The 13,540-nt window shown below is 34.7% G+C and carries 12 protein-coding genes; 5 read left to right on the forward strand and 7 right to left on the reverse strand.

Annotation, left to right across the window (positions count from 1 at the left end):
* Window positions 1–3 precede the first annotated feature (3 nt).
* Window positions 4–2,928 carry a SusC/RagA family TonB-linked outer membrane protein gene (locus PGH12_RS09445; protein WP_267599599.1) on the reverse strand — a complete coding sequence of 975 codons (2,925 nt, stop codon included), beginning with the start codon at window positions 2,926–2,928 and terminating at the stop codon, window positions 4–6.
* A 135-nt stretch (window positions 2,929–3,063) separates the two neighbouring features.
* Here PGH12_RS09445 and rnhB point away from each other — a divergent pair, with 135 nt between their 5' ends.
* Complete coding sequence (gene rnhB, locus PGH12_RS09450; RefSeq protein WP_267599598.1) at window positions 3,064–3,648, forward strand: ribonuclease HII; 585 nt, start codon at window positions 3,064–3,066, stop codon at window positions 3,646–3,648.
* 110 nt (window positions 3,649–3,758) lie between these two features.
* Here the strand turns inward: rnhB and yidC are convergent, their stop codons facing one another.
* The 3 genes from yidC to PGH12_RS09465 form a co-directional block, all read right to left on the reverse strand.
* Window positions 3,759–5,558: a membrane protein insertase YidC gene (yidC, locus tag PGH12_RS09455; protein ID WP_267599597.1), complete on the reverse strand. Its 1,800-nt coding sequence runs from the start codon at window positions 5,556–5,558 to the stop codon at window positions 3,759–3,761.
* Between the two features lie 176 nt (window positions 5,559–5,734).
* On the reverse strand, window positions 5,735–7,348 hold the full coding sequence (gene pyrG, locus PGH12_RS09460) for a CTP synthase (protein WP_267599596.1): 1,614 nt from the start codon (window positions 7,346–7,348) through the stop codon (window positions 5,735–5,737).
* A 203-nt stretch (window positions 7,349–7,551) separates the two neighbouring features.
* Window positions 7,552–8,118 carry a YceI family protein gene (locus PGH12_RS09465; protein WP_267599595.1) on the reverse strand — a complete coding sequence of 189 codons (567 nt, stop codon included), beginning with the start codon at window positions 8,116–8,118 and terminating at the stop codon, window positions 7,552–7,554.
* A 103-nt stretch (window positions 8,119–8,221) separates the two neighbouring features.
* Between PGH12_RS09465 and radA the strand changes: the two genes are divergently transcribed.
* The 3 genes from radA to PGH12_RS09480 all read left to right on the forward strand — a co-directional run bounded on the left by radA (window position 8,222) and on the right by PGH12_RS09480 (window position 11,858).
* On the forward strand, window positions 8,222–9,571 hold the full coding sequence (radA, locus tag PGH12_RS09470; RefSeq protein WP_267599594.1) for a DNA repair protein RadA: 1,350 nt from the start codon (window positions 8,222–8,224) through the stop codon (window positions 9,569–9,571).
* A gap of 74 nt (window positions 9,572–9,645) precedes the next feature.
* A complete protein-coding gene (locus PGH12_RS09475; RefSeq protein WP_267599592.1) occupies window positions 9,646–11,184 on the forward strand; it encodes a zinc-dependent metalloprotease in 1,539 nt (512 codons plus the stop codon).
* An 80-nt stretch (window positions 11,185–11,264) separates the two neighbouring features.
* The gene (locus tag PGH12_RS09480) at window positions 11,265–11,858 is read left to right on the forward strand and encodes an acyl carrier protein phosphodiesterase (protein WP_267599590.1); all 594 of its coding nucleotides are present in this window, start codon (window positions 11,265–11,267) and stop codon (window positions 11,856–11,858) included.
* Window positions 11,859–11,865: 7 nt separating this feature from the next.
* Here the strand turns inward: PGH12_RS09480 and PGH12_RS09485 are convergent, their stop codons facing one another.
* Genes PGH12_RS09485 through PGH12_RS09495 form a run of 3 tightly spaced genes read right to left on the reverse strand, consistent with a single transcriptional unit; the run spans window position 11,866 to window position 12,889 of the window.
* The gene (locus PGH12_RS09485) at window positions 11,866–12,366 is read right to left on the reverse strand and encodes a DUF6702 family protein (protein WP_267599588.1); all 501 of its coding nucleotides are present in this window, start codon (window positions 12,364–12,366) and stop codon (window positions 11,866–11,868) included.
* Window positions 12,363–12,665 carry a hypothetical protein gene (locus PGH12_RS09490; protein WP_267599587.1) on the reverse strand — a complete coding sequence of 101 codons (303 nt, stop codon included), beginning with the start codon at window positions 12,663–12,665 and terminating at the stop codon, window positions 12,363–12,365. The genes PGH12_RS09485 and PGH12_RS09490 overlap by 4 nt, the downstream gene beginning before the upstream one ends.
* Window positions 12,641–12,889: a hypothetical protein gene (locus PGH12_RS09495; RefSeq protein ID WP_267599585.1), complete on the reverse strand. Its 249-nt coding sequence runs from the start codon at window positions 12,887–12,889 to the stop codon at window positions 12,641–12,643. Before PGH12_RS09495 ends, PGH12_RS09490 begins: the two co-directional genes overlap by 25 nt.
* Before the next feature lie 68 nt (window positions 12,890–12,957).
* Here PGH12_RS09495 and PGH12_RS09500 point away from each other — a divergent pair, with 68 nt between their 5' ends.
* Complete coding sequence (locus PGH12_RS09500) at window positions 12,958–13,536, forward strand: HupE/UreJ family protein (RefSeq protein WP_267599583.1); 579 nt, start codon at window positions 12,958–12,960, stop codon at window positions 13,534–13,536.
* Window positions 13,537–13,540 lie beyond the last annotated feature (4 nt).

Here is a 13,540-nt window from a genome sequence, read left to right on the forward strand (position 1 = left end):
TCATTAAAATTTAAAATTAACATTTACCCCATAAGTTCTTGTAGATGGTAAAGAACCTCCTTCAAGACCTTGAATATTCCCAGAACCATAAGATGTATTTTCGGGATCAATACCTTTATTTGAAAGATTCCAAGCAAATAAGTTTCTTGCAAATGCAGAAACCCTTACACCTTGGAAAACATTTCCAATAAGAGACTTAGGTAAATCATAGCCAAGAGTAATATCTCTTAGTTTAATATAACTTGCATCAAAAACATTTTGAGCATCAACAGTGTTATAATAAGTACCACCCCAGGTTGGAGCATCCAATAATATATCGTTAGGAGTACCATCTTCTTTCACTCCCGCAAGGACAACACCAGCTTCTCTGTTTCCACCTAGAGCAGATTCTTCTAACATTCCAGAGTACATACCCCACATGTTTGTTGTAGAAAAATATTTACCTCCTTCTTGAATATCAATTAAGAAAGACAAACTTAATGTCTTATATCTCAATGTATTTCTGAATCCCATATTATATTTTGGGAGTATCGAACCTAAAGATTGAATTTCAGAAGCCTTATAAAATCCGTTCTCATCAACTACTTTATTACCTTGAGCATCGTACACATAATCCGTTCCCATTATACTACCATACGATTCGCCGACTTGAGCAACTAACTGAGCTCTGAAAGGAGCGTTTGTTAGCACTAAATTCTGAAGATTTCCATATAGATTAATTAACTTGTTTCGATTCCTTGCAAAATTCCATGCGATATCCCAAGAAAAGTTGTCTGTCTTAACGGGAACAACTGTTACCATTGCCTCTATACCCTTATTAGTCATCTCTCCAGCATTAATACTTTTAAAGAGGTAGCCTGATGCTGGGTCAACAGGGACTGCGATGATAAAATCTTTTGATTTTGTATCGTAGTAAGTTACATCTAATCCCACTCTGTTTTTGAAAAATCTCGCTTCAATACCAATTTCCTTTGTGATCTTAAGTTCTGGTGATAAGTCACGTTCTCCTGCCACATTCGGGTTAGAATATTGCGGTGATCCATTAAATGGTGATCTTATGTCAATATAGGTCCCTCTAACATATGGCGTCCCTCCTTGTGCAATGCTTGACCATCCTGCTCTAACTTTACCAAAGGATAACCAATCTGCTTTTAGTGCATTAGAAAACACAAAACTTCCTGTCACTGATGGATAAAACCCGCTATCATTAAGCATCGAATACCAGTCATTTCTGCCGGTTGCTTCTACGAAAAACATATCCTTATATCCCAGCGAAGCTGAAGCAAATATACTTTTAACTGAAGCGTGACTGTCTGCGTTTGTTGCTAAAGAATTTTCAACCCCATTTGCTAAATTATACAATCCAGGAATTATAAGTCCTCCAACAGTTGTACCATCCAAAAGGCTTGTTTTGTTATCTCTAATGTTGAAACCAGCAAATGTATTTACACTAAATTCTCCAAAATTATTATTATAATGCGCTCTACCTTCATAATTAAACTCAGACACATTTCTTTTCTGTATAGAATAATTAGATACAGCTTGCGAACCTACGGCAACTCTTGAGCTTATAGTTTGCGTATAAACATCACCATAAACTTTACCTACCACAAAGAAATGATCTGTAAAATTATAAGTAAGACCCGCATTACCAAAAAATCTGTGTCTAGAATCCGCTGAAGTATTTTCATATATTGTCCAATAAGGATTATCGGAATAAAGAGGCGTTGCATCATCAAAGGCAGTTCTATTCCACGTTCGTTGCGAACCATCAGCTAATTTATAGTCTTTCAGCTTTTCAAAGTCAAGATTTCTCTGACCAAAATGATAAAATTTCTGTGCCACGGAGTTATCGCCATACCCAACTTCTGGTCTATTGAAGCCCTCTGTGTGAACATAATTAAAAATAGCATCAGCCTTCAACTTTTCAGAAAGCTTAGAATTCATATTTAAACTAAAATTATCTTTTTTAATCTTAGACGTTGGAACAATACCGGAAATATTGGTATTGGTATACGACATTCTTACATTCGTATCGCCAAATGATTTGGCAACTGACACATTATTTGTATAAGTTACTCCTGTATTAAAGAAAGAATCTACATCATTTTTAGGTGCAACAAATGGTACTGGCTTGAGATAATCATTTGAAAATTCAGGATCAAAAGCATACCAAGGAAGATACATGAGGTTGGCATCATATTTAGGACCCCATGACGCATCCGTCTCATATTCCTGAATATTATATGTCTCTCCATTAATAGTTGCTGTGGGTAATTTATCAGAATATCCACCACCATACTGATTCTGTAATTTTGGACGAATGTAAATGCTTTCGAATGCTAGACCAGAGTTTAGTTGAATATCTGTTCTGCCTTTTTTTGCAGACTTTGTGGTATAAATAATTGCTCCGTTTCCAGCTCTGGAACCATATAGTGCCGCAGCTGGGCCTCCTTTCAATACTGTTACAGTTTCAATATCGTCCGGATTTATGTCAAAAGATGCGTCACCATAATCTCTACCTCCCGCACCTCTCTGGGTGTCTGTGCTGTTCACATTAGAATTGTCTAATGGCACACCGTCGACAACTATTAATGGCCTATTTTCACCTGAAATAGAGCTAATTCCTCTCATGGTAATTCTGGTAGACCCTCCCATTGTACTTGGTGCAGTAACCTGTACACCTGCAACATTTCCGGACAATGCACTTACGGCATTTGTTTGTCCAGCATCAGATATAATATCTCCTTTAATCTCTTGGGCCGCATAACCTAACGCTTTCTTTTCTCTTTTGATCCCTAAAGCAGTTACCACAACTTCTTGAATCTCTTGCGTTCTAACGGTATCATTCTTCGTGTCTTGTGCATTAACAACGACAAGAGAAGAAGATAGTACTATAATTAGCACACCTGCTGTCAATTTCTTCATATTTATACATTAATTTTGTGTTAACAAAGTTGTGAAACTTTTTCTTAAAAAACTGTTAAAAAGATAAAAAATTGTTATTCATTTCATAGTATCAATATTTTTTCTACTTTTGAAGATTATAAATTGTTAATTTTTATGGAATTACTAAAAAAATGGTCAAATTTTTATATAGAAGCTGGTTGCGACGAAGTTGGAAGAGGATGCTTGAGCGGGCCTGTTGTTGCGGCGGCGGTTATTCTTGATGAAAGTTTCGAGCAAAGATTAGTAAATGATTCTAAAAAACTGAACTTTAAGACGAGAACAGCACTCGATTTATATATTAAAGAGAATGTCAAAAGTTATGCAATTGCCGAACTCCCTTCAGAGTTTATTGATGAACATAATATATTGAATGCCAGTATTCATGCGATGCATCAGGCACTAGATAATTTAACGGTACGCCCGGAGTTGATTCTTGTTGATGGAAACAGATTTCACCCTTATAATTTTATTCCTCATCAATGTATTATTAAAGGAGATTCAAAAATTTTGTCGATTGCCGCAGCTTCTATTTTAGCTAAAAATTATCGAGATCAGTTAATGATTCAGTTGCATGAGGAACATCCCGAGTACGGATGGAATACTAATTACGGATATGCAACAAAAAAGCATCAGGAAGCCCTGATAAAGCATGGTTCAACAAAATATCACAGGCAATCTTTCAGGTTGAAATATGATTAACTAGAATGAAATATGAATTATTATATTAAAAGCTTTAACATTTTAAATTTAAAATGATTCTAAATAAAAAAGAGAAGCAATATTTACTTCTCTTTTTTGTTATATATTATTTATTTCTTTTTACCTCTCGTCTGCTCCTGCGTTTTCTGCTGTTCCTGAGCCTTTTCCATCATTTCTCTCATTCTCTTCTGGAACTTTCCTTCTGCTTTTGGTTTTTCTTTATTAGCCTGAATTTGCGCATGAATTTTCTTTTCATCCAAGATCACATATTTTATGACTAGAATAATCAAAATGTTAATCGCATTCGACACAAAATAATACCAAGATAAACCTGATGCTGAAGTATTCAGGAAGAATAAGAATGTAATCGGGAAAATATACATCAATACTTTCATATTTGGCATACCTTCCTGTTGTGGCTGCTGCACATTTCCTGAAGTCATTACTGTATAAATTAAGATCACAATTGTACACGCAATCGCAAACACACTTAAATGATCTCCCAAGAAAGGTATTTTAAATGGTAATTTAATCAAGTCATCATAAGCCGTCAAATCTTTTGCAAACCAGAATCCTTGCCCTCTCAAATCAATAAAGTTCGGGAAGAATCTAAACAATGCATAGAAAATAGGAATCTGTACCAAAGCCGGTAAACAACCCGCCATCTGATTTACACCTGCTTTCCGATAGATTTCCATTGTTGCCTGTTGCTTCTTCATAGGATCTGCATCCTTGAATTTCGCAGTAGCCTCGTCAATTTCCGGACGAATTACTTTCATCATCGCACTCAATTTATGCTGTTTGTACATAATTGGCGATAAGATCAATTTAACAATGATTGTCATTAAGAAAATAACCCAACCTGCGGTGATTCCCCAAGATGCAATCAGGTTATACATCGGCATGAAGAAATAACGGTTCATTCCTCCGATGAATGACCAGCCTAACGGTAAAATTTCGTCAAAATTCTTATCGTAAGATTTTAATAATGGTAAATCTAATGGCATGAAATACCAGGTAAAATCCTGATTCAGTTCATTACCTGTCATTTGAACAAAACCTTCGTAATTCAGTTTTTTCAGATATTCTCCTTCTTCAAAAGCTTCCTGATTTCCTTTGCTTTGAGTAAAACCATTTTTAGATTCAATTACAGAAGCGAAAAACTGCTGTTTTACACCAATCCAGTTAAGCGTTTCTTTTTCCTCTTCCATTGTTGTTCTCCCGTCATATTCATAATCTTCATAATTATTAAACGCATAAGAGAATTCTGAGTGAGACTGTTCCTGTGCTCTACCTTTTTCAAGGTTTCTAACCTGATAATCCCAGATAAAATCTGCTTTGTTATCTGAAGTCACTTTAGCAAGACCTTGAGTTCTCACTTTGTAATCTAATCTGTATTTATCTAACAATGTATAAACAAACTGAATGACTGCTCCATTATAATTGGCAGTCATAGTCACCACATTTCCTGCAACAACCGGCGAGAAAACCAAATCTTTAGTATTGATTGTTTTGCCCGTTTTATCTTTAAACTGAAAACCGTAGTTTGAGTTATTTTTAGTGATCAGATTAAGCGGAAGATCTGCAGTGTCGGTTTTACGGTCATAAGCTTTATATTCTACGAGCTCTACTTTAGAAACCTGCCCCCCTAAGCTTGAAAACTCAAGTTTCAATTGTTTGTTGGCCAAATTTGCAGTCTGAATTGAATTTGGAGTTACATTGGGATTGATATTGGCTGCCGGAGTTGGTTTTACAGGATTTTTTGCCTGCTCGGTTTTCTGCTGTTGTGCTTTTACGGCGTCTTCTTCCTGCTGTTTATTCTGGAAATAAAACATAAATCCGAAGAGTACCAAACATAAAACTGCAAAACTAATAATCTGGCTTTTATCGAGTCCGTTGTTCTGTTGCATTTTATTTTAATTAAAATTTTTAAATTTAAACATAGCAATGCCATGCTTTTTGAGTCGACAAAAATACTGTTTTTTTATCAAAACTCTATACTATAATATGTTACTATATAATAAACTCAGACTGACAAAAATCAACCTGAGTTTAGATATTATATATGACGTCTGTAATTTTATAATTACTTTATCTGTTTCTCACATGCCTTAATAAAAGCTCTGAACAAAGGATGCGGTGTTGCAACCGTACTTTTGTATTCCGGGTGATATTGTACACCAACGTAGAATGGGTGATCCGGCATTTCTAATGCTTCTACCAAACCTGTTTCCGGGTTTGTACCAGTTGCTAAGAAACCGTTTTTCTCAAATTCCTGAATATATTCACTATTAAATTCATATCTGTGACGGTGTCTTTCAGAAATATTTTTGCTTCCGTAGATTTCATAAAGTTTTGAACCGTTTTTCACAGCACATTTCCACGCTCCAAGACGCATTGTACCTCCTTTATCTACTACATTTTTCTGTTCTTCCATTAATGAAATTACAGGATGTTCTGTTGACGTATCAAATTCCATTGAATTAGATTTGGTATAACCTAAAACATTTCTCGCAAATTCTATAGTCATGATCTGCATTCCCAAGCAAATTCCCAACATCGGAACTTTGTTTTCTCTTGCATACTGAGCCGTAAGAATTTTCCCCTCAATACCTCTGTCGCCAAAACCTGGTGCTACCAAGATCCCACAAACTCCCGCTAAGCTTTCTTCAATATTTTCTTTGGTTAAATCACCACTATAAACCCATCTGATTTTTACTTCTGTCTCAATATCTGCACCTGCATGCTTGAAAGCTTCAGCAATTGAAATATAAGAATCCTGAAGAGAAATATATTTTCCAACCAAAGCGATCTCTACTGTTCTTTTCGGATTTTGGAATTTTTTAAGAAAGGTTTTCCAGTCTTTAAGGTCTGCTTCTTTGTCGCTTTTCAGATCTAATTCTTTAAGAACAACGTCGTCAAAATTCTGCTTTTGCAGATACATCGGAACCTCATAGATTGTTTCCAAATCTTTACATTCGATCACATTGTCTAAAGAAACGTTACAGAACTGAGCCAATTTTGCTCTCTGATCTTTTGGAATTTTATGTTCTGTACGGCAAACCAAAACATCTGCCATAATTCCGCTTTCCATCAACTGACGTACAGAATGCTGAGAAGGTTTTGTTTTTAATTCTCCACTTGAAGCCAAATATGGTAATAAAGTAAGGTGAATCACCATAGAATTTTTCTCACCTAATTCCCATTTCAACTGACGAACGGTTTCAATGTAAGGTAAGGATTCAATATCTCCCACAGTTCCACCGATCTCAGTAATGATGATATCGTAGTTCTGTTTAGAAAGAATTTTAATTCTTCGTTTGATTTCGTTGGTAATATGAGGGATCACCTGAACTGTTTTCCCAAGAAAGTCTCCTTTTCTTTCTTTTTCGATTACAGTCTGGTAGATTTTTCCTGTGGTAACGTTGTTATTTTGAGAAGTCGGAGAGTCTAGATAACGCTCGTAATGTCCTAAATCCAGATCCGTTTCAGCACCATCTTCGGTCACGTAACATTCTCCATGTTCATAAGGATTCAGCGTTCCCGGGTCGATATTGATGTAAGGATCAAGTTTTTGAATCGTTACATTAAATCCGCGTGATTTTAGCAATAGTCCCAGAGAAGCAGAAACGATTCCCTTTCCCAAAGATGAAGTTACACCTCCTGTCACAAAGATGTACTTTGTATTCTTTTTACTCATTAGATTAGGTTTGTGCAAAGTTAGGGGAAAAACAAAAGCAAAGCAATTATGTTATGCTTTTAAATTGCAATAATTGATATGAAATGAAAAATTATCTTGTCAAAAGTCGGTGACTGAAGTTCCCGAAGTCACCACAGTATATAATAAAAAGGTTTCCCAAATTGAGAAACCTTTACTAAACCAAATTATATATATGAAAATTATTATTTCACTAATTCAAAAAACAATACAATCTCAACATCTTTAGCAACACCTGCTCCTGTAGGATCATATTTAATATTGTAATCTAAACGGTTAACTGTAAATTTTGCCTGCAAACCTGCAACATCTTTTCCCTGTTGGTTTTTTGTAACCCCACCGAAGGTTACCGGAATACTTACTTCTTTTGTAACATCTTTTACAGTCAGTTTACCTTTTAAAATATAAGCATTGTTTTTTCCTATAACTAAAGAAGTGCTTTCAAACTTCATTGTCGGGAATTTTTCAGCATCAAAGAAATCTGCACTTTTCAAATGCTTATCTCTTGGCTCAACTCCTGTATTGATAGATTCAGTTTGTACTGAAAAGTTAAATTTTGCATTATCTAAAGTCGCTCCCGGAGTAGAAACTTTTCCGTCAAATTTATCAAATCTACCTTGCACAAAACTGATTCCCATGTGCTTGATATTGAAATTTACAGATGAATGCATAGGATCTACAGTCCAAGTAGATTGTGCAAAACTGATCATGCTTACAAAAGCAAAAACAAAACTTAGTATTAATTTTTTCATTTTCTTAAAAATTTATACTGCAAATCTACAGATAGTTTCATTTCGAAACATTGACCTATGATAAGATGTGAAAATTAACATATTATTTTTTTAATTTTACAGCATGGCAAAACTGAGAACAGCATATTTCTGTCAAAACTGCGGATCGCAGTATTCACAATGGATGGGACAGTGTAAAAACTGTGGCGAATGGAATACTTTGGTAGAAGAAATTGTAGAAAAAACTCCGAAAAAAAGTTTATCTCCTTCAAAAACCAAACAAAGCGTCATCAACATCATTGAAGTTGAAGCAATTGAAGAACCTCGTATCAAAACTCCTTCCGATGAACTCAACCGTGTTTTGGGAGGCGGAATTGTGTTAGGTTCGGTCACATTGATCGGTGGAGAACCGGGAATCGGGAAATCTACTCTACTTCTTCAGCTTGCATTAAAGATGAAGAAAAAAGTTTTCTATGTTTCCGGTGAAGAAAGTGCTTCTCAGATCAAAATGAGAGCCGACCGATTGGCTGATGTGAAAAACCCAAACTGTTTTCTGTACACCGAAACTTCATTAGAAAAAATTCTTCACGAAGCTAAAAAATTGGAGCCGGATTTTGTCATTATTGATTCTATTCAAACTCTGCAGTCACAGCTTATCGAAAGTTCACCGGGAACGGTTTCGCAAATCCGTGAATGTTCTAATGAAATCATTAAATATGCTAAAGAATATAATGTTCCTGTCTTCCTAGTCGGTCACATTACAAAAGACGGACAAATTGCCGGTCCGAAAGTTTTGGAACATATGGTCGATGTAGTTTTGAATTTTGACGGAGACAGAAATCACCTTTTCAGATTATTGAGAGCCAATAAAAACCGTTTCGGATCAACCGCGGAAATCGGAATTTACGAAATGGTATCGCAAGGTTTAAAGGAAATAAAAAACCCTTCAGAAATTTTAATCACTAAAAAATTCGAAGAACTTTCCGGAAATTCTGTCGCAGTAACTTTAGAAGGAAACCGACCAATGCTTCTGGAAATTCAGGCTTTGGTAAGTACCGCAGTTTACGGAACTCCACAAAGAAGCTCTACTGGTTTCGATTCTAAAAGACTAAACATGCTTTTGGCGGTTCTTGAAAAAAGAGCAGGTTTTCAACTCGGCGCAAAAGATGTTTTCTTAAATATTACCGGAGGAATAAAAACCGATGATCCTGCTTTGGATTTGGCGGTTGTCGCATCTATTCTTTCATCAAATGAAGATATTGCGATTTCAGAACATTATTGCTTTGCAGGAGAAATCGGTTTAAGCGGAGAAATTCGGCCGATTGCACAAGCAGAACAAAGAATAACTGAAGCTGAAAAATTAGGCTATGAAAAAATTTTTATTTCAAATTTAAATAAACTTCCGAAGAAAAAATTCGGAATCAAGATTGAAGAAGTAAGTAAGGTTGAAGATTTTCATGAACGGCTGTTTTAACTCTATATAATATTAAATCTTTAAGGTTTTTTGTATACATTTGTGTTTTTATTACTATATAACCACTATTGATTATGAAAACCCAATTAACTTGTCTTTTCCTGTTCTTTGTGACTTTTTTGATGGCACAGACTAAGATTTTTCAGAATCCGATCAATAATAACAGTCTCAGTACAATACAAAAAATTAGTAGTAGCCTTGCTTCAAATTATATTCTGACAAAATATTATTCGCAATCTTCTTTTGATTTAAAATCTGATATAGAAGTTGTATTGCCCGATAATAGAGTAATAAAAGCAAAATTTTCAAAAGAATTTTCGTACAGTAACAAAAGTGAATCTTCTACATACATAATCGAACATGAACCAAAATCTGAACTGGTTTTTTCTAAGTTCGATAATATCATCACCGGAATGTACGCTTCAGGAGAAGGTGAGAAAATCATTTTTCATCAAACAGACAATGGTGTTTTTGCAGTTTCTGTTGTGAATGAAGCTCATCTTATCAATCAGGATTCTAAAAATGATTTTATTTTAAACGAATCTTCGATCAGTCAGAAAGTAAATGCTAATATATGCTTAGACAACACGCCTGTATGTGCAGCGACCACCATTGATGTTTTGGTGGTTTATACCTCGGCAGCGAGACTTTCGTGGGGAGGTATAGCCCAAAGCAACTCAATGATCGCAACAGCTATTACCAATTTTAATACAGCGCTACTCAATTCAGGCGTATCAAATGTTACTATCAATTTAGTTTACGCAGGCGAAATTTTATACACAGAAACAGGAAATATCAATACAGATCTTGCAAGTTTTAGAAATAGTAATGATGGTATAATGGATGATGTACACACATTAAGATCAACTTATGGCGCAGATCTTTGCGCACTTGTAACCTCAACGCCTACAAACACTTGCGGACTTGGGTATTTGAATTCTAATCCTACTAATTATTCGGCAAACTCTGCTTTTACAGTTTCCATTTACAGTTGCGTAGTATCCAACTATACTCTTGCTCACGAGATGGGTCATAATATGGGACTTAATCACGATTGGTTTGTAAGCCAGTCAACAGCTCCTTGCAGCAACCATCATGGTTACAGCAACCAGACTGCGGTTACTTTAGGCACTTCAAGCACCAATTCTCAACGCTGGAGAACCATTATGGCATACAATGACGAATGCGCTGCAGCAGGAATTGGATGTTCAAGAATCAACAGATGGGCAAATCCCAATGTAAATTACAATTCTGAACCTACAGGAATTGCCATTGGAAACCCCAATCCTTCCAATGAAGCTTTTGGTTTTTCACGATTTGCGTGCGTCGTTTCACAATTTACACCTTCTTCTCTTTTATCAACTACGGAAAGTTTTTACAAAGAAGTGAATGATTTTACAATTTTTCCAAATCCTGCAAAAGACGAGATCAATATTTGGATTAAAAATGATGAAAAATACACCTTTAAGGTCATCAATCCTTTAGGCCAGATCGTTCTTACCTCTGATAAAAAAACTATTAATCTCCGCGGATTATCTTCCGGACAATATTTTCTAAACATATATTCTGATAAAAATTCTTTGATCGGCAGTAAAAAATTTATAATTAAATAGTTTTCAATTGATAAAAATTAAATCCTCCGAATCGTTTAAAAATTATTCGGAGGATATAATTTTATACCTTAACTTGCAGTATGAACTTTCTTGCGCATTCTTTTCTCACCTTCAATGACGGACAAATTGTCGGGCAATTTCTGGAAGATTTCATTCGAAACAAAGACCGATATTCTTTTCCTAAAGACATTCAGGACGGTATTACTTTACACAGAGCGGTTGATACTTTTACAGATTCTCATCCCGCAATTCATGAGGCAAAAAAAGTTTTTAGTCCGCTTGTAAGGTTATATGCCGGAGCCTTTGTAGATGTTTCTTTGGATTATTTTGTCGCCAACGATTTGCAGCTAAATTCATTAAAAGAGTGGAAAGAACATTCGTTGAAAGTATATCGGGTGCTTCATGAAAACTACCAATATCTTCCCGCTAATTTCAGAAACATGCTTACAAGAATGGAACAGGACAACTGGCTGTACAATTACCGTCACGATCAGAATATTAAATTTAGCATGACAAATGTTTTAAATAAGGCCAAATATCTTGAAAAAGACATTCCCGTATTTGAGGCTTTTTTGGATAATAAAGATATTTTGCAGAAATGCTATGACGATTTTTTTCCAGATCTCTTGGCACACGCTAAAGCTGAAAATGCTCTTTTGCAACTTCAAAAATAGTATCAGACTAAAATTGCTGAAATAGATATCTGTTAGGATAAAACAGTTTTTCGGTTTTACGATTACCATCGACGATGATATGCACAATGTTGATTTGATCATCAAATAAATTATAGAGAAAACTCACCGCAGCCTCAACTTTTTTGGGATTAGCAACTGCATCAGATTCCAGAAAAACATTTACAGACTCGTTATCTTCTTCGTAACCGACATAATTAACTTTCAACAATTGATTATTGGTTTTTAGTTTTAAATATTCTGCACAATAGTTTTTCAAAGCCATATTGAGTTGTGCTTTATAATTGGTATCATTAAAATGAAAAGGTTTTTTATATTTTTCGCTTAAGCTGTTTTCCAGATCATCAAGAAAAAAACGTCCTGTAATTTCAAATGTTTTTGATTTCGAATTGTAGTTGATTTCCACAGAACCTACGTGATAAGGATGTTTATCTCTGGTGAAGGATGAGAAAATCAGAGAAAATATGAAGACAAAAAATATTTTTTTCATTTTAAAAGCTCGTTTATTTTTTGTGGATCTTGTCGCATATCGAAGAAAAGGAGTATGATAATTTTATCTTTATTTTCCTTTTTGAAAAACATTCTTACATGATTTTTTCCGATAAGTGCTGAACGAATATCTTTAGAATATTTTTGATACATTTTAAATTTACCTTGTAACAAATCATCCGAAACTTTTCTTATATCTTGAAGAAAGCTCACCATTTCCTTACCTGTCCAGATTTTTTCAAGAAATGCAATCTGATTACCTAAAGTTTTTTTAGCTATTTCTGAGAATTCAATCTGCATATTTCATCATCGACATATTTAAAAAACTCTTGCTCAGAAATCATATCTTTTTCTTCAAGGCGGTCTGCATAATCTGCGATTTTATCAATGAACCATTTTGGTGTACCATCTTCATAACATTCCTCCTCTTCTACAGAAACAGACTTCACACCTTTTATCTTTTCTATAATCTGTTTGATAAAAGTAAAATCCTCCCCGTTTTCTAATTCTATATTGACAATCATTACATTCAATTTTCAACAAAGTTAAAATAAATTTTGTATCATCGCATTTCCAAAAAAAATATTGAAAAATGCAGGACTTTTTATTTTACTTAAAACTCGGTTGGGAACATATTATTTCGTTGGATGCGCTAGATCATCAGCTTTTTGTTTTGGCATTGATTGCCATTTATTCATTTAAAGAATGGAAAAAAATTCTGATTTTGGTAACCGCATTTACCATCGGACATTCCGTTACTTTAGCATTAAGTATTTTAGATATTGTAAGATTGCCGTCCGATTGGATTGAATTTTTGATTCCGCTGACGATTGTTTTGACGGCTTTTGGAAATATTTTAATGAAAAATAAAAAACAGACGCAGGATAAAACGCATTACTACCTTGCCTTATTTTTCGGACTGATTCACGGGCTGGGTTTCGCCAATACAGCAAGAGTAATGATCGCAAAAAGCCAGAGTATCGCTGTTCCGCTTTTGGGTTTTAATATAGGATTAGAATTGGGACAAATCGTGATTGTTTTTGCAATTTTGATTGTTCTTTTTATTTTACTAAATTTATTCAAAGTCAATAAAAAAGACTGGATTTTATTTGTTTCTTCAGGAGTTTTCGCTTTATCATTAAAAATGACTTTGGAAAGAATTCCTTTTTAAAATT

Origin of the sequence: Chryseobacterium sp. CY350 (assembly GCF_027945075.1) — a bacterium.
GTDB lineage: Bacteria > Bacteroidota > Bacteroidia > Flavobacteriales > Weeksellaceae > Chryseobacterium.

Coding starts and splice junctions, on each gene's coding strand:
- PGH12_RS09445 (WP_267599599.1), bottom strand. CDS start 2,928: ATGAAGAAATTGACAGCAGGTGTGCTAATTATAGTACTATCTTCTTCT.
- rnhB (WP_267599598.1), top strand. CDS start 3,064: ATGGAATTACTAAAAAAATGGTCAAATTTTTATATAGAAGCTGGTTGC.
- yidC (WP_267599597.1), bottom strand. CDS start 5,558: ATGCAACAGAACAACGGACTCGATAAAAGCCAGATTATTAGTTTTGCA.
- pyrG (WP_267599596.1), bottom strand. CDS start 7,348: ATGAGTAAAAAGAATACAAAGTACATCTTTGTGACAGGAGGTGTAACT.
- PGH12_RS09465 (WP_267599595.1), bottom strand. CDS start 8,118: ATGAAAAAATTAATACTAAGTTTTGTTTTTGCTTTTGTAAGCATGATC.
- radA (WP_267599594.1), top strand. CDS start 8,222: ATGGCAAAACTGAGAACAGCATATTTCTGTCAAAACTGCGGATCGCAG.
- PGH12_RS09475 (WP_267599592.1), top strand. CDS start 9,646: ATGAAAACCCAATTAACTTGTCTTTTCCTGTTCTTTGTGACTTTTTTG.
- PGH12_RS09480 (WP_267599590.1), top strand. CDS start 11,265: ATGAACTTTCTTGCGCATTCTTTTCTCACCTTCAATGACGGACAAATT.
- PGH12_RS09485 (WP_267599588.1), bottom strand. CDS start 12,366: ATGAAAAAAATATTTTTTGTCTTCATATTTTCTCTGATTTTCTCATCC.
- PGH12_RS09490 (WP_267599587.1), bottom strand. CDS start 12,665: ATGCAGATTGAATTCTCAGAAATAGCTAAAAAAACTTTAGGTAATCAG.
- PGH12_RS09495 (WP_267599585.1), bottom strand. CDS start 12,889: ATGATTGTCAATATAGAATTAGAAAACGGGGAGGATTTTACTTTTATC.
- PGH12_RS09500 (WP_267599583.1), top strand. CDS start 12,958: ATGCAGGACTTTTTATTTTACTTAAAACTCGGTTGGGAACATATTATT.